This window comes from Paenibacillus sp. 01T422 (genome assembly GCF_056398785.1).
The window spans coordinates 1-1,016 of record NZ_JBFTQB010001381.1 but is presented as its reverse complement, the minus strand read 5'-3'; the positions used below and the strand labels follow the sequence as shown (position 1 = coordinate 1,016).

The following is a 1,016-nucleotide window of genomic DNA, read 5'->3' as shown; positions in this document are numbered from 1 at the left end:
GCCTTACTGGCCTCAGGGCAAAACTCTACCTTAACAGGAACTTTGGCTGGTCAAATCGTTATGGAAGGCTTCTTGAACATCCGATTGAAACCATGGATAAGGAGATTGATTACTCGATTGATCGCCATAGTGCCGGCAGTTATCGTGATTGGGATATACGGTGAAAAAGGAACCGGGGATCTCTTAATTCTAAGTCAAGTTATTCTTTCCCTGCAGTTGTCATTTGCTGTCATACCACTGGTGATGTTCACATCCGACAAAAGGAAAATGGGCGAATTTGTTGCTCCTAAATGGCTGTCCAGGATGTCTTGGGTGATCGCTGTCATTATCGCCGTATTAAATGTGTACCTGCTTTATGGCACTATCTCTGTTTGAATACTTCAGATTATTCGTGCTGGTTCTGCGCATCACTGGGCTTTCCATGTCCACTTGCTACGATCGGAGAAAGCGAGTTTCGTACGCTAAACACGTAAGGCAGATTGCCCCAAAGGACGAACTCTGCCTGGGCTCCTTTGCTGTATTAGGGGTCCGCCAACATTTTAACGAAAATATACGCTAAGCCTTCGGATGTGACCGACTTAGCGTTTCTTCTTACTCTAAGCCCAATAGTCCGGGCATTCAGCTTCCGTGGTCGTAATGAACTGAGAGACGTATATGGATTTTTCGCCGCAATGCCTCGCTTGAAAGGTAATCCAGGATGAAGATCGTTTTCTCGATACGCCCCATTTCCCGCAGCGCGGTAGCCAAGCTATTTAGTCTTGCATAGGAACAGATTTCCCCATAATGAGTGATGATGAAACGGTGCCCTCCCGGATGGAGTGAGCCAGCTGGAGAACATCATCGTAGTTTTCCTGAATGATCTTTTGGCTTCTAACATACGCGCTGCTTGGTCTTCATTAAAGACAAATGCCACGGTAAATAAACCTTTTTCATTGGCAATTCGAATTGCTTCTATTTCTTTAGCATAAGTGAACCCACCTTCCTCTAAAGCCTCTCGAAAAAGACCGTCCATGAGC

1 protein-coding gene and 2 pseudogenes are annotated in these 1,016 nt (G+C 45.7%); 1 reads left to right on the top strand and 2 read right to left on the bottom strand.

The features are described from left to right. The coding region (locus AC1DUA_RS38920; RefSeq protein WP_477504772.1) for a divalent metal cation transporter at positions 1 to 375 on the top strand (375 nt) is incomplete at its 5' end. A 282-nt stretch (positions 376 to 657) separates the two neighbouring features. On the opposite strand, the pseudogene AC1DUA_RS38915 reads toward AC1DUA_RS38920, so the two are convergent. Then, positions 658 to 863 (bottom strand): annotated as a pseudogene (locus AC1DUA_RS38915) (Tn3 family transposase); the annotation flags it as partial. A 59-nt stretch (positions 864 to 922) separates the two neighbouring features. Next, positions 923 to 1,012: pseudogene (locus AC1DUA_RS38910) on the bottom strand (hypothetical protein); the annotation flags it as partial. Positions 1,013 to 1,016: the final 4 nt, after the last annotated feature.